Source organism: Methylobacterium gossipiicola (assembly GCF_900113485.1).
Taxonomy (GTDB): domain Bacteria; phylum Pseudomonadota; class Alphaproteobacteria; order Rhizobiales; family Beijerinckiaceae; genus Methylobacterium; species Methylobacterium gossipiicola.
Genome location: NZ_FOPM01000008.1, coordinates 18176 through 41227, shown reverse-complemented (window position 1 = coordinate 41227; position 23052 = coordinate 18176). Strand labels below are relative to the sequence as shown.

At 68.3% G+C, this 23052-nt stretch carries 23 protein-coding genes; 9 read left to right on the top strand and 14 right to left on the bottom strand.

Features of this window, described 5'->3' with window-relative positions:
- Positions 1-225: 225 nt before the first annotated feature.
- Positions 226-2019 carry an acetolactate synthase 3 large subunit gene (locus BM249_RS08890; RefSeq protein ID WP_091970999.1) on the top strand — a complete coding sequence of 598 codons (1794 nt, stop codon included), beginning with the start codon at positions 226-228 and terminating at the stop codon, positions 2017-2019.
- Between the two features lie 37 nt (positions 2020-2056).
- Here the strand turns inward: BM249_RS08890 and BM249_RS08885 are convergent, their stop codons facing one another.
- Positions 2057-2947 carry a class I SAM-dependent methyltransferase gene (locus BM249_RS08885; protein WP_091970998.1) on the bottom strand — a complete coding sequence of 297 codons (891 nt, stop codon included), beginning with the start codon at positions 2945-2947 and terminating at the stop codon, positions 2057-2059.
- Positions 2948-3092: 145 nt separating this feature from the next.
- Between BM249_RS08885 and ilvN the strand changes: the two genes are divergently transcribed.
- The 4 genes from ilvN (at position 3093) to BM249_RS08865 (ending at position 6343) form a co-directional block, all read left to right on the top strand.
- Complete coding sequence (gene ilvN / locus BM249_RS08880) at positions 3093-3635, top strand: acetolactate synthase small subunit (RefSeq protein WP_091970996.1); 543 nt, start codon at positions 3093-3095, stop codon at positions 3633-3635.
- 27 nt (positions 3636-3662) lie between these two features.
- Positions 3663-4301 carry a glutathione S-transferase family protein gene (locus BM249_RS08875; RefSeq protein ID WP_091970994.1) on the top strand — a complete coding sequence of 213 codons (639 nt, stop codon included), beginning with the start codon at positions 3663-3665 and terminating at the stop codon, positions 4299-4301.
- A gap of 158 nt (positions 4302-4459) precedes the next feature.
- On the top strand, positions 4460-5479 hold the full coding sequence (gene ilvC / locus BM249_RS08870) for a ketol-acid reductoisomerase (protein ID WP_091970992.1): 1020 nt from the start codon (positions 4460-4462) through the stop codon (positions 5477-5479).
- 210 nt (positions 5480-5689) lie between these two features.
- Positions 5690-6343 carry a pyridoxamine 5'-phosphate oxidase family protein gene (locus BM249_RS08865; RefSeq protein WP_091970991.1) on the top strand — a complete coding sequence of 218 codons (654 nt, stop codon included), beginning with the start codon at positions 5690-5692 and terminating at the stop codon, positions 6341-6343.
- A 97-nt stretch (positions 6344-6440) separates the two neighbouring features.
- Here the strand turns inward: BM249_RS08865 and BM249_RS08860 are convergent, their stop codons facing one another.
- The 13 genes from BM249_RS08860 to BM249_RS08800 all read right to left on the bottom strand — a co-directional run bounded on the left by BM249_RS08860 (position 6441) and on the right by BM249_RS08800 (position 18415).
- Positions 6441-6827, bottom strand: a complete 387-nt coding sequence (locus BM249_RS08860) for a hypothetical protein (protein ID WP_091970989.1) — start codon at positions 6825-6827, stop codon at positions 6441-6443.
- A complete protein-coding gene (locus BM249_RS08855) occupies positions 6808-7488 on the bottom strand; it encodes a hypothetical protein (RefSeq protein ID WP_091971257.1) in 681 nt (226 codons plus the stop codon). Before BM249_RS08855 ends, BM249_RS08860 begins: the two co-directional genes overlap by 20 nt.
- A gap of 26 nt (positions 7489-7514) precedes the next feature.
- The gene (pqqE, locus tag BM249_RS08850) at positions 7515-8672 is read right to left on the bottom strand and encodes a pyrroloquinoline quinone biosynthesis protein PqqE (protein ID WP_091970987.1); all 1158 of its coding nucleotides are present in this window, start codon (positions 8670-8672) and stop codon (positions 7515-7517) included.
- Complete coding sequence (gene pqqC / locus BM249_RS08845; protein WP_091970985.1) at positions 8669-9751, bottom strand: pyrroloquinoline-quinone synthase PqqC; 1083 nt, start codon at positions 9749-9751, stop codon at positions 8669-8671. The genes pqqE and pqqC overlap by 4 nt, the downstream gene beginning before the upstream one ends.
- A gap of 159 nt (positions 9752-9910) precedes the next feature.
- Complete coding sequence (gene pqqB, locus BM249_RS08840; protein ID WP_091970983.1) at positions 9911-10810, bottom strand: pyrroloquinoline quinone biosynthesis protein PqqB; 900 nt, start codon at positions 10808-10810, stop codon at positions 9911-9913.
- 45 nt (positions 10811-10855) lie between these two features.
- Positions 10856-10945, bottom strand: coding sequence for a pyrroloquinoline quinone precursor peptide PqqA (gene pqqA, locus BM249_RS08835; RefSeq protein ID WP_055889187.1), 90 nt, complete (start codon positions 10943-10945; stop codon positions 10856-10858).
- Between the two features lie 181 nt (positions 10946-11126).
- On the bottom strand, positions 11127-11831 hold the full coding sequence (locus BM249_RS08830) for a response regulator transcription factor (protein ID WP_091970981.1): 705 nt from the start codon (positions 11829-11831) through the stop codon (positions 11127-11129).
- Positions 11828-13438: a sensor histidine kinase gene (locus BM249_RS08825; protein WP_091970979.1), complete on the bottom strand. Its 1611-nt coding sequence runs from the start codon at positions 13436-13438 to the stop codon at positions 11828-11830. The genes BM249_RS08830 and BM249_RS08825 overlap by 4 nt, the downstream gene beginning before the upstream one ends.
- A gap of 127 nt (positions 13439-13565) precedes the next feature.
- Complete coding sequence (locus BM249_RS08820; protein ID WP_091970977.1) at positions 13566-13772, bottom strand: hypothetical protein; 207 nt, start codon at positions 13770-13772, stop codon at positions 13566-13568.
- Positions 13773-13914: 142 nt separating this feature from the next.
- Positions 13915-14712: a formylmethanofuran dehydrogenase subunit C gene (locus BM249_RS08815; RefSeq protein ID WP_091970975.1), complete on the bottom strand. Its 798-nt coding sequence runs from the start codon at positions 14710-14712 to the stop codon at positions 13915-13917.
- Positions 14709-15665, bottom strand: coding sequence for a formylmethanofuran--tetrahydromethanopterin N-formyltransferase (fhcD, locus tag BM249_RS08810; protein WP_091970973.1), 957 nt, complete (start codon positions 15663-15665; stop codon positions 14709-14711). The genes BM249_RS08815 and fhcD overlap by 4 nt, the downstream gene beginning before the upstream one ends.
- Positions 15666-15698: 33 nt before the next feature.
- The gene (locus tag BM249_RS08805; RefSeq protein WP_091970971.1) at positions 15699-17342 is read right to left on the bottom strand and encodes a formylmethanofuran dehydrogenase subunit A; all 1644 of its coding nucleotides are present in this window, start codon (positions 17340-17342) and stop codon (positions 15699-15701) included.
- Positions 17336-18415, bottom strand: a complete 1080-nt coding sequence (locus BM249_RS08800; RefSeq protein WP_091970970.1) for a molybdopterin-binding domain-containing protein — start codon at positions 18413-18415, stop codon at positions 17336-17338. Before BM249_RS08800 ends, BM249_RS08805 begins: the two co-directional genes overlap by 7 nt.
- Positions 18416-18721: 306 nt before the next feature.
- Between BM249_RS08800 and BM249_RS08795 the strand changes: the two genes are divergently transcribed.
- The 4 genes from BM249_RS08795 to mch all read left to right on the top strand — a co-directional run bounded on the left by BM249_RS08795 (position 18722) and on the right by mch (position 22849).
- The gene (locus BM249_RS08795) at positions 18722-19699 is read left to right on the top strand and encodes a beta-ribofuranosylaminobenzene 5'-phosphate synthase family protein (protein ID WP_244528658.1); all 978 of its coding nucleotides are present in this window, start codon (positions 18722-18724) and stop codon (positions 19697-19699) included.
- 125 nt (positions 19700-19824) lie between these two features.
- On the top strand, positions 19825-20718 hold the full coding sequence (locus tag BM249_RS08790; RefSeq protein ID WP_091970966.1) for an NAD(P)-dependent methylenetetrahydromethanopterin dehydrogenase: 894 nt from the start codon (positions 19825-19827) through the stop codon (positions 20716-20718).
- A gap of 74 nt (positions 20719-20792) precedes the next feature.
- Positions 20793-21866: an ATP-grasp domain-containing protein gene (locus tag BM249_RS08785; RefSeq protein ID WP_091970964.1), complete on the top strand. Its 1074-nt coding sequence runs from the start codon at positions 20793-20795 to the stop codon at positions 21864-21866.
- Positions 21863-22849, top strand: coding sequence for a methenyltetrahydromethanopterin cyclohydrolase (gene mch, locus BM249_RS08780; protein ID WP_091970961.1), 987 nt, complete (start codon positions 21863-21865; stop codon positions 22847-22849). The genes BM249_RS08785 and mch overlap by 4 nt, the downstream gene beginning before the upstream one ends.
- The last annotated feature ends 203 nt before the right edge of the window (positions 22850-23052 follow it).

Sequence of the window (23052 nt, the reverse complement as noted above, 5' to 3'; positions counted from 1 at the left end):
CCAAACGCGACACCAATTTCGATCCGCAGCTTCGGTGAGCGGACAGGTCAGACGGTTTTCCGATGCGTGTCATCCTCATCGTAACGAAAGCGCCACCGACGGGGCGGTCCTGACAGCAGGATCGCGATCCGGATGGTGGCGCATGCAGGGTCCTTCGGGGCCCTTTTTTGTTGCCGCGACGAGAACCGACACGGGTTTCAGACGAGAGTTCGAGGAGCAGACACGATGGGCGGCGAGGTCATGACCGGGGCCGAAATGGTCATCCGGGCGTTTCAGGATCAGGGTGTCGATACGCTGTTCGGGTATCCCGGCGGGGCGGTGCTGCCGATCTACGACGCGCTCTACCATCAAGACAGCCTGAAGCACGTTCTGGTGCGCCACGAGCAGGGCGCCGTCCACGCGGCGGAAGGCTATGCGCGCTCCTCCGGCAAGGTCGGCTGTGTCCTCGTCACCTCGGGGCCGGGTGCCACCAACATCATCACCGGGCTCACCGACGCCCTGCTCGATTCGATCCCGCTCGTCTGCATCACCGGGCAGGTGCCGACACACCTCATCGGCACGGACGCGTTCCAGGAATGCGACACCGTCGGCATCACGCGCCACTGCACGAAGCACAACTACCTCGTCAAATCCATCGCCGACCTGCCGCGCATCCTGCACGAGGCCTTCTACGTCGCCTCGAACGGCCGGCCCGGCCCCGTGGTCATCGACCTGCCGAAGGACGTCCAGTTCGCGAGCGGCGTCTACGAGCGTCCGTCGCGGAACGGCCACAAGACCTACAAGCCGGCCTTCAAGGGTGACGCAGCGCAGATAAAGGCCGCCGTCGAGCTGATGGCGGGCGCGCGCCGGCCGATCCTCTACACCGGCGGCGGCGTCATCAACGCCGGCCCCCACGCCTCGACGCTGCTGCGTGAGCTCGCCGCCGAGACGGGCTTTCCCGTGACCTCGACCCTCATGGGGCTGGGCGCCTTCCCGGCATCCGACGAGAACTTCCTCGGCATGCTCGGCATGCACGGCACCTACGAAGCCAACCTCGCCATGCACGAATGCGACGTCATGGTCTGTATCGGCGCGCGCTTCGACGACCGCATCACCGGGCGCCTCGACGCGTTCTCGCCGTTCTCGAAGAAGATCCACATCGATATCGACGCCTCCTCGATCAACAAGGTCGTGAAGGTCGATGTCGGGATCGTCGGCGATTGCGGCGCGGTGCTGGAGGACATGCTGGCGGCGTGGAAGGCCCTGCCGACCCGGCCGGATCCGGAGCGCTTCGACGCCTGGATGGCCAAGATCCGGACCTGGAAGGCGCGCGACTGCCTCGCCTACTGGCCGTCGGGCACGATCATCAAGCCGCAATACGCCGTGCAGCGCCTCTACGAGGCCTGCCGAAATCTCGAACAGAAAACCGGCCGTGAGACCTACGTCACCACCGAGGTCGGTCAGCACCAGATGTGGGCGGCGCAGTACTTCAAGTTCGACGAGCCGAACCGCTGGATGACCTCGGGCGGCCTCGGCACCATGGGCTACGGCCTGCCCGCCGCCATCGGTACCCAGCTCGCCCATCCGGACGGTCTCGTCATCGACATCGCCGGCGAGGCCTCGATCCTGATGAACATCCAGGAGATGTCGACGGCGGTGCAGTACCGCCTGCCGATCAAGATCTTCATCCTGAACAACGAGTATATGGGCATGGTGCGCCAGTGGCAGGAGCTGCTGCACGGCTCGCGCTACTCGCAGAGCTACTCCGAGAGCCTGCCGGACTTCGTGAAGCTCGCGGAGGCCTACGGCGCCAAGGGTATCCGCTGCGACAAGCCCTCCGACCTCGACGCGGCGATCCAGGAGATGCTCGACTACGACGGTCCGGTGATCTTCGACTGCATCGTCGACAAGAAAGAGAACTGCTTCCCGATGATCCCATCGGGCAAGGCCCACAACGAGATGATCCTGTCCGACTACCTCGGCGAGACCGGGGCGGAGATCGGCGACATCATCTCGGAAGAGGGCAAGATGCTGGTCTGACGGTTGAGATCGGCCGCGCCTTCGGGCTCGGCCGATCTCAACGCGGGTCGCCGAGGCGGCCCACCCTGGCAAGGCGGCTGCGCCAGCCCGGACGCGCCGGGCGCGGCGCCCGCCGGTCGGGTAGGGGCGTGGAGGCGGCCCGCTCGGCGGGCGTGGCGCCCTCGCATTTGCACAGCAGGGCGAAGAACTCGATCTCGCCGAAGGGCGTCGGCGTCAATTCGCGGAACGCGAACGGCACCAGCCCGAGGGCGATGATCTCGCCGAGGACGGCCGTGAAACTGTCGGGGGTGAAGACACTGCAATGCACGTCGATCATGCCATCGGTCTCGTGGACGCGCCGCGCATGCTCGAGGCCGGCTTCCGGTCCATGCCCCGCGAACAGGGGGAAGCGGGTTTCGCGGCCGGCCCAGACCGCCTCGGCATCGACCTGCATCGCCTTGGCGAAGTGCTCGTAGACCTGGGCCGCGCTCGGACGGGTGGCGCCGGCGAGATGGGCGCCCACGAGGTCTCCGGTGGTGGTGAGGGTGCGGCCCCGGTCGAAGGTGAAGCGCATGTCCGGCACGGCAAGGAACAGCAGGCCGTCCTCGCGCAGGGCCTCGGCGCAGTCCTTGAGCCAGCCGATGACGTCGGGCAGATGCTCGATGACGTGCGAGGCGACGATGTAGTCCACGGGACCCCGGGCCCCGAGGGCTTGGCGCAAGGTCTGGGTCTCGAGAACCAGATCGACCTCCACGAGGGCGCCCCGCGCCTGCGGACCGGCGGCGGCGTGGCCGGCATACTTACGGGCGAGACCTTCCGTCGAAAGATGGTCGGCGTAGAGAATGTCACCGTCGCCGCGGCGCACGAGGGGCCGGTCGAGGGGGCCGAGTTCGACGCCGGTCCGACCGTGGGGCCTCACGGCGGCGAGCGTGCGTTGGCGACTGTCCATGGGCGGCGCGGTATCACGCGGCTTGGAACGGGTCCAGCTTGGACCCGGACGAGGGTTGCGTCGGAGCAAAGTGGGAAATCCGTCTTGTGAAGCAAGCAAACGGATTTCGTTGAGAGACATCGAAGAGTTGAAACTGGGGCAAGCCATGAACGCGATGAACACCCACTACCCCGACGCCGTCCGGGTCGAACCCATCAACCGGCACACCCTCGCTGTCATCGTCGACAACGAGCCGGGCGTGCTCGCCCGCATCTCGGGTCTGTTCTCGGGCCGTGGCTACAACATCGAGAGCCTGACCGTCTCCGAGACGGAGGTGGCGCGCCACATTTCGCGTATCACCATCGTGACCACGGGCACGGATGCCGTGATCCAGCAAATCAAGGCGCAGCTCGACCGCCTCGTTCCCGTGCACCGGGTCGTGGATCTGACGCTCCAGGGTCAGTCCCTCGAGCGCGAACTCTGCCTCGTGAAGGTGGCCGGCACCGGCGAGCACCGCACGGAATCCCTGACCCTCGCCGCCGCCTTCGGCGCCAAGACCCTCGACGCGACGCTGAACTCCTTCGTGTTCGAGGTGACCGGCACCACGGAGGAGATCGACCGCTTCATCGGCCTGATGACGGTGATCGGCCTCGTGGAGATCTCGCGCACGGGCATCGCCGCCATGGGGCGCGGCTCCGAGGCGATGTAGCGTCGCGTCCCGCCGCAAGGACATCTCATGACCATCCTCTACTACGCCCCCGGCGCCTGCTCGCTCGCCTCCCACATCGCCCTGGAGGAGACGGGCGCGCCGTTCGAGACCGTCCGGCTCGACCTCGCGCAGGGCGACCAGCGCGCGCCGGAATACCTCGCGGTCAACGAGCGTGGCCGGGTGCCGGCCCTGGTGGAGGGCGATTGGGTCCTCACCGAGAACACCGCCATCCTGCGCCACATCGCGCGCCTGCACCCGCAAGCGGGCCTGTGGCCGGACGCCCCCCGCGACCAGGCCCGGGTCGACGAGTGGCTCGGCTGGCTGTCCACCGGCCACCACATCGCCTACGCGCATATCCGCCGGGCCGAGCGCTACACGAACGACGAAGCGGCCTATCCGGGCATCCAGGCGAAGGGCGCCGAGACCTGCGGCGACCTCTTCACCATGACGGAGGTCAAGCTTTCGAACGGCGGCTGGGCCCTGGGCGAACGCTACAGCGTTGCCGATCCCTACCTGCTGCTGTTCTGGACCTGGGGGCGCGGGCCGTCCCTCGGTTTCGACATGGCGGAGCGTTTCCCCGCCTGGACGGCCCATGCCCGGGCCATGGCCGAGCGTCCCGCCGTCCAGGCGGTGTTCGCCCGCGAGGGACTGCGACTGCCGGCCTGAAGGGCCGTCGCGGGGTAAAGAACGGGGCCGTGCGACAATTCCCCTTCCGTCAAGGGGATCGCCTCGCTAAAAGCGCGCGGATCGCACGGCCGCGCGGATGCTGTTTCAGATGAGGGCGCCGGGGCGCGCTCATGTTCAAAAAAAGAGAAGGTACCGCCATGCGGGTCTATTACGATCGCGACGCCGACATTAACCTGATCAAGGGCAAGAAGGTCGTCATCGTTGGCTACGGCAGCCAGGGCCATGCCCACGCGCTGAACCTGCGCGATTCCGGCGTGAAGGACATCGTCATCGCCCTGCGCGAGGGCTCCGCCACCGCCAAGAAGGCCGAGCACGAGGGCTTCAAGGTGATGAACGTCGCCGATGCCGCCGCCCAGGCCGACGTCGTCATGATGCTCACCCCCGACGAGCTCCAGGGCGACATCTACAAGGAGTCGCTCGCCCCGAACATGAAGCAGGGCGCCGCCCTCCTGTTCGCCCACGGCCTCAACGTGCACTTCAACCTCATCGAGCCGCGCGCCGACCTCGACGTGCTCATGGTCGCCCCGAAGGGCCCCGGCCACACCGTGCGCGGCGAGTATCTCAAGGGCGGCGGCGTGCCGACCCTCATCGCCATCGCGCAGGACGCGTCCGGCAACGCCCACGATCTGGGCCTCTCCTACGCTTCGGCCAATGGCGGCGGTCGCGCCGGCATCATCGAGACCACCTTCAAGGAAGAGTGCGAGACCGATCTGTTCGGTGAGCAGGCCGTGCTCTGCGGCGGCCTCGTCGAGCTCATCAAGGCCGGCTTCGAGACCCTGGTCGAGGGCGGCTACGCCCCCGAGATGGCCTATTTCGAGTGCCTCCACGAGGTGAAGCTCATCGTCGACCTCATCTACGAGGGCGGCATCGCCAACATGAACTACTCCATCTCCAACACCGCCGAGTACGGCGAGTACGTCACCGGCCCGCGCATCGTGACGCCGGAGACCAAGGCCGAGATGAAGCGCGTCCTCAACGACATTCAGTCGGGCAAGTTCACCCGCGACTGGATGCTGGAGAACAAGGTCGGTCAGACCTCGTTCAAGGCCACCCGCGCCAAGCTCGCCGCCCACCCCATCGAGGAAGTCGGCGCCAAGCTGCGCGGCATGATGCCGTGGATCTCCGAGAAGGCCCTGGTCGACAAGGCCAAGAACTGATTTTTTCGGGATTTTGCGGCCGGGCTTCGCTCGGCCGCATGTCGTGGGACAGCCGGTGTCGCGAAAGCGGCGCCGGCTTTTTCGCGCGGGCCACCCTTTCCCCCAAAGGAGAGAAGGAGGCGCACCGGTGTTGTGATCTCCAAGAAATCCCGGCATTCCTCCCCGCAACGGCAGCCCACGTGAGAGCAGCCGAAACCGGAGGACACGGAAATGGCATCGCTCTACTACGACGCCCATCGCGCACTGCAGGAGGAGTACAACACCGTCAAGCTGGCGGAGCGCCTGGATACGGGCTGGGTCCAGGACCGGATCGGAGAGACCGAGGCAGCCTTCATCGGCAGCCGGGACATGTTCTTCCTCTCCACCGTCGATCCGGACGGCATGCCCACCGTCTCGTACAAGGGCGGCGGCACCGGCTTCGTGAAGGTGCTCGATCCCACCACCCTCGTGTTCCCGGGCTTCGACGGCAACGGCATGTGGTATTCGATGGGCAACATCGAGGGGCAGTCCAAGGTCGGTCTGCTGTTCATCGATTTCGAGACCCCGCACCGGGTCCGCGTCCAGGGCCATGCCCGGATGCTGCGCGACGACCCCCTGATGGCCGAGTACACCGAGGCCAAGTATCTCGTGCGGATCGAGGTGACGAAGGCCTGGGTCAATTGCCCGCGCTACATCCACAAGTACCAGAAGGTGTCGCAGAACCGGTATGTGCCGACGCCCGACAAGGAGACCCCCCTCGCCCTGTGGAAGCGCCTCGACATGGTCGGCGACGTGATCTCCGACGAGGACAAGGCCCGCGTTCAGAATGAGGGCAGGATCGAGATTTCCGAATACGAGGCCCGGGTCGCGCGCGGCGAAAGCTGAGGCCGCGATCGGGCAAACAAAAGGGCGTGGTCCGTCTCAGACCACGCCCTTTCCAAGAGCAGCCATCCGGATCCAACCGGAGCGTCGGCCCGGCCGGTCAGGCCCCGCCGCGATAGCAGCGGATCTCGGCCTCCGCCTGCGCGCGGCGCAGTTCGGCCACCTTGTCGTCGAACACCTTGGTCGATTTGAACTCGTTGGCCCGCTGCCCGATGCCCTGGCGCATGGACAGCACGGTGCTGGCCTGGACGTAACGGTCGTAGGGCAGGATCGACGCGAGGGCGTCGAGGGAGCACGAGCAGCGCGACAGGGATTCGCGAGACTGGCCATTGGCCGCCATGCAGCCGAAGATGTAATCGGCCCGCGCTTCCGTCGGATAATCGTTCTCCGATTCCGCGGCCTTCACCGGCCCGGCCATCAGGGACGTCGCCAGGATCGCAGCCGGAAGGACCGACCGGGCGACGCGCTCAACCAGCGTTCGGGACATAGGTCAACTTCTCTTCCAGGAGTTCGCCACCATCGGCGGTCTTCGACTGCGCTTCGATGGACACCAATTCGCCGGGTACGGCGTCGGAGGTCACGAAGGTGTAGCGGATGTTCTCCAGCCCCCGCATGCGCTCCTTCATCCGGTCATCCACGAACGGCTGCGTCTCGACGCGCCAGGCGGGTACCTTCTGCCCCTGATAGTCCACGGTGGTCGGCGTCACCGTGGCGTTGTCGCGAAGCCCCTTGCGGATGGCGTTCTTGATGTAGCGCGGATTGGCCGACAGCACCCGGGCCATGTCCATGAGGTGATGCTCGAGGAACAGCGTCATCACCGGGTTGCCCGGCATGTCCTCGAACGGGCCGGCGGGAAACCGGTTGGCGCCCGAGAACATCTCCACGCGGATATCGCGGCCGTCGGCGGTCTTGCCGGGCTCGACCCCGAGCTTGATGGTGTCGTCCATGGGCGGCCCGAACGGCCCCTTGGAGATGCCGCTGCGACGCAGATACGCGTAGGTGAGCTTCGTGCCGGGCGGCACGTTCTTCATCTGCGGCTTCTCGAACAACAGGTCGGACGCGTTGGGAGCACTTGTGCTGGCGGGGGTCATGGCCGGGGTCTCCACGGTGGAGGTGCCTTCGGCCAGGACGGGAGACGCCGCGAGCATGAGCAGGGCGGCAAGGGGAACGAACTTCAAAGGGGCGCTTCCTCGTTGAGCGGAGACCGCACATTGGATTGCACATTACTCCCGATGGTTCGGTACGTGTAGTCCGGCGGCGTCTCGGCCGCTTCCTCCGTGGCAAGATCCCGCACCTTCGCGTGCAGGGGCGAGAGCGAGCAGGCCGGGTCCGTCGCGGCCGCGTCACCCGCGAGGGCAAGGGCCTGACAGCGGCATCCGCCCCAGTCCTTCTCGCGCCGGTCGCAGGAGCGGCAGGGCTCCTGCATCCAGTCGGTGCCGCGATAAGCGGTGAAGGCCGGCGAATTGGCCCAGATGTCACCCAGGGAATGGTCGGTGACGTACCAGAATTCGAGTTGCTTGATGGTCTCGGCGGCGTGGCAGGGCAGAACCTTGCCGGCCGGGGTGACGTTCATGAGCTTGCGCCCCCATCCGCCGGCGCAGGCCTTGGGGTATTTCGCGTAATAGTCGGGCACCACGAGGTCGATGACGAGCTGGCCCTTCAGGCGCTCGCGTGCGGCTTCGACGATACGGATCGAGCGATCCACCTCGGCCTTGTTCGGCATCAGGGCGGCGCGATTGACGTAGGCCCAGCCGTAATACTGGGTGTGGGCCACCTCGAGGCGCTTCGCCCCGAGCGTCACCGCGAGATCGATGAAGCCTTCGACCTCGTGGATGTTGCCCCGGTGGATCACCGAGTTGAGGGTGAGGGGCAGGCCGAGTTGCGTCACCCGCTCGGCGAAGGCGAACTTTTGGGGTTGGGCGTTCTTCAACCCCCCGATCTTCTCGGCATTGGCCGCGTCGACGCCCTGCACCGATAGCTGCACGTGGTCGAGACCGACGTCGTAGAGCGCGTCGAGCTTGGCCAACGCCCCACCGACGCCCGAGGTGATGAGGTTCGAATAGAGCCCGAGCTTGGCGCAGGTCTGGGTGATCTCGACGATGTCGTTGCGCGCCGTCGGCTCACCGCCCGACAGGTGGACATGCAGCACGCCGAGGGCCGCCGCCTCCGTCAGCACCCGCTGCCACGTCGCCGTGTCGAGCTCCCCCGAACGCCGGTCGAGTTCGAGGGGGTTCGAGCAATACGGGCAACGCAGGGGGCAGCGATGCGTGAGTTCGGCCAGGAGACCGACGGGCGCCGGCAGGGCGGGGGCATTCGGCGTGATGGCGTTCATCGCTCCAGAACCCGTTTCGTGGCGAGATCGTTCAACATGACGAGGATGTCGGCCTCGATCACGGTGCGGTCGGCGGTGAATTTCTCCGCGAGCAGCCCGGCGATGTCGCGCACGCTCCGGGTGCCGTCGACGACTTCGAGGACCGCCACGGCATTGGCGTCGAGGTCGAAGGTCCGCTCGGGGGCGAGGAGCACGTGCTGATTGCGGACGGCATCGTGGCGCAGGCGCACGCCACGGGGCAGGCGCGGCACGTCGTGCGGGCCGAGGGTGCCGGTCCCGGCCGCCTGCGCCGTCGCCGTCTCGGCCACGAGGCCGGTGCCGGGGGTCCAGGCGTCGGGCGGGATCAATCCGGGCGCCACATACGCGAAGTACAGGGCATCGAGTTGGGTCCACAGCACGTTGCACTTGAAGGTCAGGGCCGCCATGGCCTGACGCTGCAGCTCCGGCGTGGTGGCGTGTTTCTGAACGTAGTCGAGGGCGAAATCGGCGTCACGCGGCGCCTGGGTCATGCGCTTGTCGAAATACGCCAGAGTGTCCTTGGTGATGAAGTCGTAGTTCTTCAGCATCCCGGCGACGCGCTCGGAGATGATGGTCGGTGAGAACATCTCCGTCAGCGACGAGGCGATGGCTTCGAGGAGCGAGCGCTCCTTGACGAAATGCACGTAGGCATCGACGGAAAACCGGGTGGCCGACAGGATGCCTTGCGTCGATTCCACGTAGTCCCGCGCGAACCCGACGCCCTCGGCGAGCTTGAGCCAGCGCTCGATGCCGCCATCACCGGGGGCGTCGCCGTCGTGATCGACGATGCGCTGGCGCCAAATCCGGCGCAGGCCCGCATCCTCCATCCGGGCCAGCACGGCGGCATCCTTGATGGGGATCATCGCCTGATAATAGTAGCGGTTGAGGGCCCAGGCGCGGACCTGGTCCTTGTTGAGCTTGCCGTCGTGCAGCAAGCGATGGAACGGATGCAGGTTGTGATAGCGCCGCGCACCGATATCGCGCAGCGCCGCCGCGAGTTCATCCGGGCTCAGCAGACGCTGGGTCTCATCGGTGACGGGCGTGGGGAATGGCGCTGTCATGGGGCGTGATCCGAGTCCGACGAAGAGGCTTTGTCTGAAGGCGTCTTCTAGATGGCGCGCAGGACCGTGTCAGACCAGCGACGCCGCAGACGCGATTATATTGCGCGTTATGTAATTGGTCGGCAGAAAATTGCCACCCCATCGCTTTTCGGCGACGCGTCAGAGCGACAGGCTCAACCCATCATACCCGACGGTCCACCCCTTGGCCTCGACGGCGAGCCGCTCCGGAGACCCTTCCACGAGGACTGGGTTGGTGTTGTTGATGTGAACGAAGATGCGCCGGCCGATCTCGACCTCGGCGAGGGAGGCAACGGAGCCGTTCTGCCCGGCCATGGGCACATGCCCCATGCGCCAGCCGGTCTTGGTCCCGACACCGGCGAGAATCATGTCGTCGTCGAACAGCACCGTCCCGTCGAACAGCAGGACATCGGCGCCGTCGAGTTGCGACTTGAGCTTGTCGGTCACTCGGGCGCAACCGGGGACATAGGCAATCCGCCGGCCATTCGCTTCAATCATCGCCCCGACGGTGGTCTCGGTCTCGGCGCCGAGTTCGACGGTCTCGCCTTCGAGCCAGAGCGGCACCTTGCCGGGCACGGAAAATAGGGTGACGGTCAGGCCCGGCACGGGCTCGAAGGTGGCATCGAGGCCGATGGGCTCACGGGCGACCACATCCTCGGCCATCACATCGAACACCCTGTTGGCGTTGACGGAATCGAGGATGCCGGACGTGCCGTACAGTGTGAAGGGCTGGCCTTCGCGCAGGGTCAACAGACCGGCGACATGATCGACATCGCCGTTGGTGAGCAAAACCGCATGGATCGGCGAGTGCCGCAGCCCTTCGCGCGGATGCAGGGCCGGCGTATCGAACAGTTGCTGCCGGATATCGGGGGAGGCATTCACCAGGAGCCAGCGCTCTCCATCGGGGGAGACGGCGATGCTCGACTGGGTCCGCGGCCTGACGCGGCTGGAATCCTCGCGGGCGAGGGAGCAGATCGGGCAGCGGCAATTCCACTGAGGAAGGCCGCCGCCCGCGGCGGAACCGAGGATTACGACATGCATGGCTGAACCAACGCCGTCCCGCTCCTCAGGCTCGCCCCAACAACGTTAGTTGAAGGTATCGATCTCGGCCGACTCGTAGCTCGTGACTTCCATGCCGACGCAGATCTCGGAAACGATGGGGGCAGCCCAGGTCATGGTGTTTCTCCAGAGTTTCTTTTGTACGGCACTGTCCCGACCAATCATAAGAAGATCGTAAGACACTGACGGCGCAGTGGTTTCTGTCGCGAGAGCTATATCGACAATTCTATCCGGCAGGGCAAGCGCTAAATTGCCGGATCGTCCTGACGTCCATCGAAAAACCCCGTTCTCCCCGTTTTCAGTGCCGAAAATCCTGCCCCTTGAGATCGAGCATGAAGCCGCGTCCGCGCACGGTGACGATGACCGGACCGCCCAGACGCACGAAATCCGACAACTTGGTGCGCAGGTAACCCACGTAGACATCGACCACATTCAGCGACAGGCCGCCCTGTCCGGCCCAGAGCTTGTCGAAGATGTCGCCCCGCGACACCGGCTGGTTGGACTTGTCCATGAGGAGCGCCAGCAACTCCGCCTCGCGGGGCGTGAGACGCGCGGTCGCATCCGCGAATCCGACCTGACGGATGTTGAGGTCGAGGACGAGGCGCCCGGCGGTGACGATGGTGCGCGGCTCCTCGGATTCCTTGCGCCGCAGGAGATGCGTCTGCAGGCGGGCGAGGAGTTCGTCGAACACGAACGGCTTGACGATGTAGTCGTCGGCACCGAGGGCCAGTCCCTCGACCCGGTCGCGCACCTCGTCGCGGGCGGAGAGGAACAGGATCGGGCCGGGATAGCCCCCTTCGCGCAGGGAGCGGCAGACGTCGTGGCCCGACCCGTCGGGGAGCGTGATGTCGAGCACCACGGCCTCCGGCGCGGAATCGCGCGCCGCCACCAAGGCATCGTCGACGCAGCCGGCGACGCCCACCGAGAACCCTTCCGCTTCCAGCCCGCGCGCGAGCATGGCGCGGATGTCGCTGTCATCCTCGACGATCAACACCCGTGTCATGCGGTGGGCTCCTTCTCGATGGAATGGGTGGGGGTCATTGTGCCGTCGGAGACCGGCAAGGCGAGGGCGACCCGAGCGCCTCGCCCCGATGGGGCTGCCCTCAACTGGATGGTGCCATCATGCCGCTCCACGACCCAGCGCGCCAGGGCCAGGCCGATGCCGAACCCGGTCTCGCCCGAGGGGCTCTCGCGGCGGAAACGTTCGAACAGGGCTTCGCCGGCCCGCGAAAATCCCGGACCGTCATCGGTAACCGTGAGGATCGCTGAATCGCCGGACGAAACATCGAGCGCCAGGGTCACGCGGGTGAGCCCTTGGGCGTGCCGGAGAGCGTTGTCGACGAGACTTTCCAGAACCTGACGCAGCCATTCCCGATCGGCCAGGAGGGTCGCATCGGCCGTGATCGGTTCGAGGGCGAGGCTCACGCGGCGGCGGGCCGCCTCGGAGGCCATCCCGTCGATGGCGTCGGTGAGGATCACCGATGCAAGGACGGGCCGCCGGTCGAGTTCGATCTGGCCGGATTCCGAGCGGGCGACTCGAAGCAGATCCTCGACCCGGCGTTGCAGCCGCAGGGCACGCTTGCGGATGGTGGCGAAGACCGGTGCGTGATCGATGCCGGGTCGTCCCGCCGAACGGGCGGCGATGTCGCATTCCCCCAGGATCACCGTCAGGGGCGTGCGCAATTCATGACTGACATCGGCGAAGAAGCGACGGCGCGACCGGTCCACCGCTTCCAGGCGCTCATTGGCGGTGCGCAGATCGGTGGTTCGGACCGCCACGGTATCCTCCAGGGCCGCCCGGTCGGCGGCGAGGCGCCCTTCGCGACGGGCGAGGCGGGCGGCCATGCGGTTGAAGTTGGCGACCAGCAGGCCGAGCTCGTCGCGGGTCGCCACGGAGAGCCGGGTGTCGAGTTCGCCCCGTCCGATGGCGCCGGCCGCCTGACGCACGGCCGCGATGCGGGCCAGCGTCGGGCGGGTCACGCCCCGATAGAGGCCGAACAGGATGGCGAGGGCCACCGCCACGGCCGCGAGGGAGGCGAGCCGCAGGGTCGCCGAGAGTTCGCGCGCGGCGTCCGAGCCGGCGATCATGGAGCGGCGCTCCACTTCGATGAGAAACGAGAGCGGTTGCCCGGTCATGGCGCCGAAGCCGTTGAGGGCGCCCCGGATGGCATTCTTACGCTGCTCATCGTCCGAGCGACGCAAGACCTGCGCGACCTGCCGGTCGAGGATGGCGCGGGCAGCACGAAGTTGGGCGAGGGGCCGCGACCGGGCGGCGTATTGTGTCCGGTCGAGGGGATCGTTGCTCACCGCGATGCTACGGCCCAGGGCTTCGTCCACGGCGATGAGGGCGTGATCGACATTGGCGCGGGCGACGGACAGGCCCTCGGGTTGCGCATCCGGATTGCTCACGGCCTCCAGGGCGGCGAGGCCGTACTGGGTCATGCGTCCCGACAATTCGACGAGCAGTTCGAGGCGCCCCTGCGCTGCCAACGTCCGGTCGATGGTCCGCTCGGCCGCCGCGATCGAACCGAGCACGCCGAGGGCCGCCAGGATGACGAGGGCGGCGGTGCTGCCGAGGAGGAGCGCAAACCGAGCCTTCAGCGAGCGCATCGGCCAGCCAAGTTTTGCCTATTTCTCCCGTAAGCCACGGAAATCTCACGCCTCTTCGCGACACCGAGTGGGTGTCTATGCGCAGGCGGGCCGTGTTCGCAAGGGGAGGCCGACGCGGGTGCGGCGATCACAGGTCGCGGGGTTCACTCCCCCGCACGGCGCAGCGCCAGCGGTTGACGTGCCACTCGGGATGCTCGGCCTGCCATTTGGCGAGGGCGCTCTGCGAATGGCGCAGGCACACCGTCGGGCTACGCGCCTCGAACGAGAGATCGATCCGCTCCTCCCGGCATCGCGACGGATCGGACAACAGGCAGATCGAGAGCAGAAGAAGCATCGACCGGATCTCGGAATGGGTTGGAGAACCGTCCGGGTCAGCACGATAAGGCTTCCCGGCGGGACGGAAAGGTCGCCCGCACGGGAAATTTAAGCAAGATCGTGAGGGACTCCAGAGGAAAGCCCCGCTGTCGCAGCCCTGATCAGGCGGCCGACACCCAGAGTTCGCCCTTGCCGAGGGTCGCGAGATCGCCCGAGTAGCGCTTGAGCGCACCGGCCGCGAGGTCGGCGTGCTCCGCGCTCAGGGGCCGGAGCGAGCGGGCGAGGAGGCGCAGGAACACGAGGTCGTGCGTCCCGGTCTCGACGAAGCTCGGGGTGACGGTTCCCGTGGTTCCGGCCAGGATCGTGCCGCGCCGCATGCCGAAACCCGGATGGTCGCCCAGTGAAATCGCCGCGATGGTCCCGGCGATCATCCGCGCGCCGGCATGGGCGCCGGCCGAGCCGACGAGGATGAGACCGCGCCGCATGCGATCGCCGAGGTGATCGCCGGCCGTGCCCCGGACGATCAGGGTCGCGCCGTCGAGACCGGCCTTTGCACCGTAGACAGCTCCGCCGGCATGGTCGCCGGCATCGCCCTCGACCGTGATGGTGCCGCCGGTCGCGCCCGACCCGGCGAAGGGACCGGCGGCCCCCGTGACCGTGACGGTGCCGCTGCGCATGCCCGCGCCGAGGCGCTGGCCGACATCGCCGACGACCCGGATGCTGCCGCCGTCGAGGGAGGCGCCGACCCGGTCGAGGCGCGACGAACCGCCTTCGATGACGAGGGTTTCGGAACCGTCGAGGGTGATGGTGAAGCAGTCACCGAGGGTCAGACCACGGCGGCTGGTGCCGACGGGCAGCTTCGCCGCCTCGGCTTCGCTGAGACCGCTGAGCGAGAGCGGATTGATGTTGAGGAGGTCGAGCCGCTCCGGCGGCTCCTGGCGCAGGGTGAGGGTGCTCATGCCGCTCCAGCCTCGCTCGCCGGCTCCTTCGAGAGCAGGTTCTTCAAGTGATAATGATGGCGGCCGAGATTGCCGCCGTAATTGCCGGCCGTCACCGCCACGAGGCCGTGGGCGGCCCCCGCCGCCGTCGCCGCATGCAGGGCGGCCCGCATGGATTCGGCCACGGCGTGCGAGGTCAGGGCGTCGATGACGATTTCCAGCACGACCCCGACCTCGGACGAGAGTTCGGTCCCGGCGCGCCCCTTCAGGGTTGGGCAATAGGCGTCGTTGGTGGAGGCCATCATGCCCTTGGTGCGCGCGCCCACCTTCGAGCCCGAGCGGACGATGCCGCCGGGGAAGGGCAGGATCGCACCCGGCACCAGACGCGCCGCATCGACGGCGATCTCGGCGACTTTCAGGGTCTCGGCGTGGTTGCGGCCGAGGAACAGCAGGTTGCCGCCCCCCACGGCGCCATCCACGGCGCGCACGAAATCCTCGCACAGGAACTCGCCGTCCATGACCGGGATGCGCCAGTAGCGGCGGGACTTGCCGGTCAGGGGGTCGTGCAGGCGCTTGGCCACGGCGAAGCCGTCACCGAAATAGCGGATCGCACCACCGAGCTTGATCTTCGTCGGCCCGTCGACACCGGCGTAGCAGGCCGTGCCCGGGCAGGTGAGGATGCACTGACCGACGCGCTTGAGAAGCTGATCCTTCAGGCCGTTGGGCTCGAAGCCGAACAGCAGGACGCGCACGCCGGGGCGGCCATCGGGCGTCTCCTCGGGCGACAGCTCGCAGTCGATGCCGGCCTCGGCGCCGCAACCGATGACCGAGGTCGCGAACCCCGTCATGGTGGTCGCGGCGATCATCGCCCACTTCGCCGTGTCGTTGGTGATGATGATCGCCGTGCCGGCGACGTCGAACGCCTCGGCGAAGGTGTCGATCACCGGGATTCCGTTGAGGGTGAGGTCCGTCATCTCAGTCACCCGTCCTCACGCGACGTTCTTCTTTCAAGACAGGCATGCGACCTCCTCGAACACGTCGGCCTTCGGGAAGGCCTCGTCCGGCACCGAGAAGGAGTCCAGACCCGTGCCGTAACGGTCCTGCAGGTAGGTCTCCGAGCGCGCCACCATGGCCTTGTCGGACTCGACCGTGAGTTCGAGGGTGTGGCCCGAGCGCCAAGCCACGACCTCGCCGTCCTCCACGATGGTGACGCCATCCTTGAGCACGAGCTTGGCCCGGGCGAACATGGCGGTGCGATCGCGGTCGTCGCGGTAGATCGCGACGTCGGCCCGCGCGCCCTCGCGCAGATGCCCACGATCGGTCAACCCGAGGAGCTTGGCCGGGCCGGAGCGGGTGAGCTGCGCGATCTCCGAGAAGGTGTACTCGCGCTCGATGGCGCAGAGGCCCGAGCGCTCGCCGATGATCTTGTGGAGACCGGCGATCTCGCGGTCGCGCTTCTCCTTGTCCATCAGGAGATGGATGATGTGCGGATAATCCGTGAACGGACCGCCATTGGGATGGTCGGTCGTCAGGATCGTGCGCTCCGGCTCCTTGGACAGCAGCATGAGTTCGAGGCCGATGGCCCATTGCAGCGAGCTGACGGCGCCGCGCGGCTTGTAGAGGAACGGCACGACGCCGCCGCCCTCCGCGTCGCCGGCCGTGAGGATCCACTTCTTCGGATTGGCGCCCTTGCGCCCCGCGAACTGGCGCAGGATGTCGAGGGAGATGGTCACGGTCTGGCCGAAGGCGACCTGACCGACATCGAAGGTGGCGTTGGGATGCTTCTCCATCGCCTCGGTGATCCGCTCGGCCGCCGAGCGGAACCCACCCGTGGTCGGGTTCTCCGGATCGGTGACGCCGTAGGCGTAGAACTGGGCGTGGGCGAAATGGATGCGTCGGCCTTCGGCCGCCTCGAGGGTGTCGACGAAGGATTCGTCGGCGCCCGGAATTCCGAGGTTGTTGCAATGGACGTGCAGGGGATGCGGCACGCCGATCTCTTCCACGGCGTCCAGCAAAGCGGTCATGATCTTGCGGGTGGACAGGCCGTAGACGGGGATTTCCTCATCAAGGCTGAGCTTGAGCATCCCATCCTTGAAGGCCGAGGCGCCGCCCGCGTTGATGCACTTGACGCCGAGTCCCCGCGAGGTCGCCACCGACAGGGCCACGAGGTCGCGCACCGCCGCCTTTCCCTCGCGCTGACGCAGGAGCTGCAGCAGCTGGTCGTCATTGCCCATGACGGTCAGGGCACCGCGATCGAGCAGGGGGATGTCGGCGAGTTCGAGTTGGGTGGCGAGGGCGTTGGCCGGCGGCATCGCGGGCTCGACGGCGACGGTGTAGCCCATGCGCGCGTAGTTCGCGCCGATCCAGGCGGCCGAACCACCCGCATGGGCGAACGGGTGCCCCTCGGGAGCCGCTTCGCTGGTGTACAGCTCGGGCAGAAGCAGGCGGCTCATCACCACGTTGCCGCCGGCGATGTGGGAGTGGACCTCGACGCCGCCGGCCATCACCACGCAGCCCGTGGCGTCGATGGTCCGGTCGGGTGTGCGCTCGGAGGCGGCGACGATCCGGCCGTTCTCGATCCAGACGTCGCCGACGGCGTCGCGTCCGGCCGTCGGATCGACGACCCGTCCCCCCTGGATACGGATCAGCATGAGGCGCCCTTCTTCTGCACGAGGCGGTCCTGGATGGCGGCGAGCACGCCGGCGGCCGTCAGCGCGGTCGACTGCCCGCTCGGCGGCGCGTACGAGATGGTGGCCCGGCGGTCGTTCCAGACGGAACCACCCACGCCTTCCCCGGGCACGCCGACCGCGATGACGATCTCGGCGGCATCGCCCGTGGCCTCGGGGCTGCCCTCGCCCACGATGGCGATGCTCGGCAGGGTGCCGAGCCAGTCGGGCCGGGGCGCGGGGAGGGAGGCCAGCCACAGGGCGGCGTCGGCCTCGCCGGCGGCGATCTGGCGGGCGCTGTCGAAGCGCCAGGGATCGTGCTCGGGCAGGTGACGACCGAAGCCGACGCGGGGCGCCTGGCCCGTGGTCCAGGCCGAAAGCTGGAGCAAGGCGCGGCCCTGATACGGGTCGGAGACGGGCAGGGCGAAGAAGCGCGTGACCTCGTTGAGATCCTTGACCATGCCCTGGAGCATCTCGACGCCGAGTTCGCCGAGCTCGGCCGGATCGTACAGCACGACGCCGTACTGGGCGGAGGCGAGGCGCTTGGCGAGGTCGCCATAGGCGGTTTCGCCGGCCAGATGCCCCTTCAGATAGGCGCGAAGGTGGGCCACGGAGACCGCGAGACCACCAGCCTCGGCCGGATAGGCCACGTACCGGGTGGCGCCGTTGCCGGGGCCGCCGAGGGACAGGAGGGTGCGCTCGCTCCCGGCGGCCCGTCCCCGCGTCGGCGTGGATTCGGCGATCTCCTGAACCACGGCGCGCTCCCAGGGGGCGTTGCCGATGATGAGGACCGCGTCCGCCCGGCCCGTCGTCTCGGCCGGCGTGGTGAGCATGGCGCCCGAACGGCTCAAGGGGCCGAGCTCGGCGTAGAGGGCCGGCCCCGCCACGGGATCGACGGACGCCCCGATGGCATCCGCGAGATGATAGGCCGCCCGCACCGCGCTCAGCTCGGCACAGAGCCCCGCAACGATCGGCGCCTGCGCCGAAGCGAGGAGCGTCGCGGCGGCTTCCACCGCTGCGTCCGCATCCGTCGCACCACCCTTCACCCAGGCCGCCATACTTTGCACCTTGGAACATCGAGGGCCCGGCGCACGCTCCCGATGATGGGCGTCGCGCACGGCGGGACTGAGCCAGTCCGAACGATCGGGCGGCACGTTTGCATCGCCGCCGCCGCCCAAGCAAGTGCCAGAAGCTGTACCGTGGGGATGGGGGTGCAATTTTTCTCACGGGGCGCATCGCGAAACGCCGTCACGGGCGCGCGACCCGGAAGGCCGCGATGGCGCTTGCAGGGCGTCCGCGCTCCGTGGGAAAAGCCGGCCCGCCGGGCCTTCCACGCACCGGCAGCGGGACAGAAGGGGATCGATGTGACGCGGATCCCGGATGGGGCAGGGGACGGAATCGAGGCGACATCCGTGCGGGTGCAAGCCCCGGGGCGACTGCATTTCGGCTTCCTCGATCTCCATGGCGGCCTCGGGCGCCGCTTCGGCAGCCTCGGCCTCGCCCTCGACGCGCCTGCCGTCACCCTGACGGCACGCGCGGCCCCCGACCTGACGGTGACCGGGCCGGAGGCGGAGCGCGCGCGGGCCTACGCCCTGGCGGCGGCCGGACATCTCGGGATCGCCGGACACGCCGCCCTGACCATCGAGGAAACGATGCCCGCCCATGCCGGCTTCGGCTCGGGCACGCAGCTGGCCCTGGCCACCGCCGCCGCCCTGGCGCACCTCGCCGGCCGCCCCTTCGCGCCGGACGCCTTCGCGGACGCCCTCGACCGGGGCAACCGCTCCGGTGTCGGCCTCGCGGCCTTCACGCAGGGCGGGTTCATCGTGGATGGCGGGCGCGACGGCCTCGGCACGCCACCGCCGGTGATCGCACGGCTGGCTTACCCGGATGCGTGGCGCGTCGTCCTTATCCTCGACACCGGCATGACCGGCGTCCACGGCAGCCGCGAGGTCGCGGCGTTTCGTGATCTGCCGCGCTTCCCGGAGAGCCAAGCCGCCGAGATCTGCCGGCTCGTCCTGATGCGGGTGCTCCCCTCCCTCGCCACGGCGGAGCCCGAGGGCTTCGGCGCGGGCATCACCGAGATCCAGCGCCTCATCGGCGACCACTTCGCGCCCCATCAGGGCGGGCGCTACGCCAGTCCCGCCGTGGCGGAGGTTCTCGCGGCCATCGCCGCGCAGGGCATCGCCGGATACGGCCAGAGTTCGTGGGGACCGACGGGCTTCGCCCTCGTTCCGTCCGAGGACGCGGCGCATCGCTTGGTCGCCTCCCTGGAGCGGTCCGGTCCCTTGCGCTTCATCATCGCGCGCGGGCGCAACACCGGCGCCACGGTGACGCCGCTTTAAGACGTGCCGCCCTAGGGTGCCACCGCTCGATCCGGCGGCGACCGGCTTTGACATTTTCACGCCCCGGCGCACGATCGGGGCGCGACGTTTCGCACAGAATACGACCGAACGGAGGGAAACCGACCATGGCTCGCTCGATCCTGCACATGATCACGCCCCTGAAGCACATGAGCCCGTTCGACGTGAACATGGCCGTGGATGCCGGGTTCGAGACCATCGCCACCTACACGGGCGCGACGCTCCCCGACGTGACCTCCCTGGTGCAGGACTCGATCTTCTCGCGGGCGCCCCAGGACGGCGTTCGCACCGGCATCTTCATTGCCGGCAAGAACGCCGAAGAGGCCCTCGACATGGTGGACCGGGCCAGGAAGGCCCTGGTGCCGCCCTTCGCCAACCACATCTTCGCCGACCCGGCCGGCTCCTTCACCACCGGCGCCGCCATGGTCGCCGAGGTGACCCGCGCCCTGAAGGCCAAGTTCGACACCGAACTCGCCGGCAAGCGCATCGTGATCTTCGGCGGCGCGGGCGTCGTCGCCTACGTGGCAGCAGTGATCGGGGCGCTCAACGGCGCCGAGACCATCATCGTCGGTCATGACGGCGAGGAACGCGTCAGCAAGATCGCCAGCACCATGCGCTGGCGCTTCGGCGTCGAGGTCGGTGCCGTCGACGGCTCCACCGTCGAGGCGCGCCGCGCCGCGATCCGGCAGGCCGACGTGATCCTGTCGGCCGGCCCCGCCGGCGTCGCGATCCTCACGGCGGAAGACCTCGAATCGGCCCCGAACCTCCTCGTCGCCTCGGACGTGAACGCCGTGCCCCCGGCCGGCATCGCCGGCATCGACGTCAACGCCATCGACGTCCCCCTGCCCGTGGGCAAGGGCGTCGGCATCGGCGCCCTGGCGGTGGGCAACGTGAAGTACCAGACACAGGCTCGTCTGTTCCGCCGTATGCTCGAGGCCCAGGAGCCGCTCTGCCTCGATTTCCGGGACGCCTATACCCTCGCGGTCGAGGTGGCGGGCTGACGAGCGCAGGCGACAGCCTCCTCATCGCCGCGCAGTCCGGCCGGGCGCTCGCCCAGGCCGCGCGGCGGGCGGGGTTGCGCCCCCTGGTCCTCGACCTGTTCGGCGACGCCGACACCCTGGCCCTCGCCGAGCATTACCGCCCGGCCTCCGGCCGGTTCGGGGACGGGCGCCTCGGTGGAGCGGCGGTGCTGGGGGATCTCGATGCCCTGGCGGCGCTTTGCGACCGGCCGCCCCTCGGGATCGTCCTCGGCAGCGGCTTCGAGGGAGCCCCGGACCTGATGGCGGCCATTGCCGGCCGGTTTCGTCTCCTCGGCGCCACTCCCGAGGCTGTGACGCGCCTGAAGGACCCGCTCGCCTTCGCGGATCTCTGCGCCCGCCATGGCATTCCCCACCCCACCGTCACCCGCGATCCGGTGGAAGATCGCCCTGCCTGGCTCCTGAAGCAGGCGGGCGGATCGGGCGGCACCCATATCCGCGCAGCCACGGCCGGCCCGGCACCGCCGGGCGCCTATTTCCAGGCCCGTGTTCCCGGCCGGGCCCATGCCCTGTCGTTCTTGGCGGACGGGCGCGACCTCGCCGTCGTCGGCCTCACCGAGCAATGGTGCACCCCCTCGCCCCGACGGCCGTTCCGCTATGCCGGCGCCCTCATGCGTGCGCGGGACGAGGAGCAGGCCCTCCCGCCACGCATGGTGGATCGAATCATTGACGCCGTGTCGCGTCTCGTCGCCGCGACCGGCCTGCGCGGGCTCGCCAGCGCCGATCTCCTCGTCTCGGGCGAGGAATGGTGGCTTACCGAGATCAACCCACGCCCCGGCGCCACCCTCGACGTCCTCGACCGGCGCCCGACGCCGTTGCTGACCCGGCACATCGCCGCCAGCCTCGGCCGCCTCACCGCGATCGAAGCGGTGCCGGTGGATGCGGCGGCGACGGAAATCTGTTACGCGGCCACCGGCTACGCGCCGATGCCGCCGTTCGACTGGCCGGCTTTCGTTCGCGACCGCCCAAGATCCGGCACCACGGTGGCGCGCGACGCGCCCCTGTGCACCCTGTTCGCAGCGGGGCCGGACTCGGCCGCCACGCGAGAAAAGTTGCGAGGCCGGGCCGCCGACATACGGGCCCGGCTCGCCCAGACGGAGGGACCCCCATGACCACGAGTCCGACGACGCCGAAAAGCCCCTATCCGAGCGTCAACGCGCTCACCGCCCCCCTGGTCGAGCGCCTGGTGGCCGATGCCGCGACCCTGCGCCTCGCCGTGACGACCCAGGACGGCGCCCGCATGATCGATGCCGGCGCCTCCGTGCGCGGCTCCATCGAGGCCGGCCGTCGCATCGCCGAAATCTGCCTCGGCGGCCTCGGCACCGTCACCATCGCGCCGTCCGGCCCCGTGGCGGGTTGGCCCTATTCGGTGGTGGTGCATGCGTCCGATCCGGTCATCGCCTGCCTCGGCAGCCAGTATGCCGGTTGGTCGCTCGCCGACGAGACCGGGGATTCCGGCTTCTTCGCCCTCGGCTCCGGCCCCGGCCGGGCCGTCGCCGTGGTCGAGGACCTCTACGCCGAGCTCGGCTACCGCGACACCGCCACCCAGACCGCCCTGGTGCTGGAAGCCGCCGGCGGCCCGCCGGCCTCCGTCATCGCCAAGGTGGCCGAGGCGACGGGGCTTCGCCCCGAGCAGCTCACCTTCATCTACGCGCCGACCCAGAGCCTCGCCGGCTCGACCCAGGTGGTCGCCCGGGTCCTCGAAGTCGCCCTGCACAAGGCCCACACCGTCGGTTTCGATCTGCACAAGATCGTGGACGGCCTCGGCTCGGCGCCGCTCTCGCCCCAGCATCCGGATTTCATCCAGGCCATGGGCCGCACCAACGACGCCATCATCTACGGCGGCCGGGTGCACCTCTACGTCGAGGCCGACGAGGCCGACGCTAAGCAGCTCGCCGAGCAGCTGCCCTCCACCACCTCGGCAGACCACGGCGCGCCCTTCGCCGAGATCTTCGGACGGGTGAACGGGGATTTCTACAAGATCGACGGGGCCCTCTTCAGCCCCGCCGAGGTGATCGTCACCTCCGTCACCACGGGCAAGAGCTTCCGCGGTGGCCGGCTGATGCCGGAACTGGTGGACGCGTCGTTCAGCTGAGCTGAATCGAGGGGGTGGGGCGACTCCCCCCCTTCCCCGTAGGCCCGACCGGATTCCCCTATGCGCGGGCAGCGCGGATCCCCTCTCCTTTCAGGAGAGGGCACCTTTCGTGGTTCATGCCGACCTGTCGAGGCGCGTGAAAGCGGTCCGATAGAGCGGTGTGAACACGCCAGCCGTTGGGGCGGGGCAAGGGAATGCGCCGC

Bases quoted from the DNA above. Each gene is read 5' to 3' on its own strand.
- BM249_RS08890 (WP_091970999.1), top strand. From the start codon at position 226: ATGGGCGGCGAGGTCATGACCGGGGCCGAAATGGTCATCCGGGCGTTT.
- BM249_RS08885 (WP_091970998.1), bottom strand. From the start codon at position 2,947: ATGGACAGTCGCCAACGCACGCTCGCCGCCGTGAGGCCCCACGGTCGG.
- ilvN (WP_091970996.1), top strand. From the start codon at position 3,093: ATGAACGCGATGAACACCCACTACCCCGACGCCGTCCGGGTCGAACCC.
- BM249_RS08875 (WP_091970994.1), top strand. From the start codon at position 3,663: ATGACCATCCTCTACTACGCCCCCGGCGCCTGCTCGCTCGCCTCCCAC.
- ilvC (WP_091970992.1), top strand. From the start codon at position 4,460: ATGCGGGTCTATTACGATCGCGACGCCGACATTAACCTGATCAAGGGC.
- BM249_RS08865 (WP_091970991.1), top strand. From the start codon at position 5,690: ATGGCATCGCTCTACTACGACGCCCATCGCGCACTGCAGGAGGAGTAC.
- BM249_RS08860 (WP_091970989.1), bottom strand. From the start codon at position 6,827: ATGTCCCGAACGCTGGTTGAGCGCGTCGCCCGGTCGGTCCTTCCGGCT.
- BM249_RS08855 (WP_091971257.1), bottom strand. From the start codon at position 7,488: ATGCTCGCGGCGTCTCCCGTCCTGGCCGAAGGCACCTCCACCGTGGAG.
- pqqE (WP_091970987.1), bottom strand. From the start codon at position 8,672: ATGAACGCCATCACGCCGAATGCCCCCGCCCTGCCGGCGCCCGTCGGT.
- pqqC (WP_091970985.1), bottom strand. From the start codon at position 9,751: ATGACAGCGCCATTCCCCACGCCCGTCACCGATGAGACCCAGCGTCTG.
- pqqB (WP_091970983.1), bottom strand. From the start codon at position 10,810: ATGCATGTCGTAATCCTCGGTTCCGCCGCGGGCGGCGGCCTTCCTCAG.
- pqqA (WP_055889187.1), bottom strand. From the start codon at position 10,945: ATGACCTGGGCTGCCCCCATCGTTTCCGAGATCTGCGTCGGCATGGAA.
- BM249_RS08830 (WP_091970981.1), bottom strand. From the start codon at position 11,831: ATGACACGGGTGTTGATCGTCGAGGATGACAGCGACATCCGCGCCATG.
- BM249_RS08825 (WP_091970979.1), bottom strand. From the start codon at position 13,438: ATGCGCTCGCTGAAGGCTCGGTTTGCGCTCCTCCTCGGCAGCACCGCC.
- BM249_RS08820 (WP_091970977.1), bottom strand. From the start codon at position 13,772: ATGCTTCTTCTGCTCTCGATCTGCCTGTTGTCCGATCCGTCGCGATGC.
- BM249_RS08815 (WP_091970975.1), bottom strand. From the start codon at position 14,712: ATGAGCACCCTCACCCTGCGCCAGGAGCCGCCGGAGCGGCTCGACCTC.
- fhcD (WP_091970973.1), bottom strand. From the start codon at position 15,665: ATGACGGACCTCACCCTCAACGGAATCCCGGTGATCGACACCTTCGCC.
- BM249_RS08805 (WP_091970971.1), bottom strand. From the start codon at position 17,342: ATGCTGATCCGTATCCAGGGGGGACGGGTCGTCGATCCGACGGCCGGA.
- BM249_RS08800 (WP_091970970.1), bottom strand. From the start codon at position 18,415: ATGGCGGCCTGGGTGAAGGGTGGTGCGACGGATGCGGACGCAGCGGTG.
- BM249_RS08790 (WP_091970966.1), top strand. From the start codon at position 19,825: ATGGCTCGCTCGATCCTGCACATGATCACGCCCCTGAAGCACATGAGC.
- mch (WP_091970961.1), top strand. From the start codon at position 21,863: ATGACCACGAGTCCGACGACGCCGAAAAGCCCCTATCCGAGCGTCAAC.